Origin of the sequence: Pseudomonas sp. Kh14 (genome assembly GCF_900291005.1) — a bacterium.
GTDB lineage: Bacteria > Pseudomonadota > Gammaproteobacteria > Pseudomonadales > Pseudomonadaceae > Aquipseudomonas > Aquipseudomonas alloputida.
The window spans coordinates 1-249 of the sequence record NZ_OLKJ01000222.1 but is presented as its reverse complement, the minus strand read 5'-3'; the positions used below and the strand labels follow the sequence as shown (position 1 = coordinate 249).

Genomic DNA, 249 nt, shown 5'->3' with positions numbered 1-249 from the left:
CGTTACCCGCGCGTGAAAGGCGGCTCCCCCTACCACGAGTGGCTCGGCGCCATCAAGGGCGGCGCGCCGGTCGGCTCTGACTTCGCCTACGCCGGAAACATCACGCAGGCGTCACTTGTCGCGCTCGCCGCGCTCTTCGATCCCGGCAAACGGCTGGAGTTCGATCTCACTAAACGAGCTTTTAAAAACAGTTCGGCCGCCAACGCCCGGCTGCGCGTCAAGCGCCTGCCCGGCTATGGAATTTAACCC

Annotated in this window: 1 protein-coding gene; it reads left to right on the top strand. The window is 64.3% G+C overall.

Going from position 1 to position 249, the window contains the following annotated elements:
• Positions 1-246 (top strand): hypothetical protein (locus FQ668_RS28725; RefSeq protein ID WP_218570925.1); only part of this gene is annotated, 246 nt, incomplete at its 5' end.
• Positions 247-249: the final 3 nt, after the last annotated feature.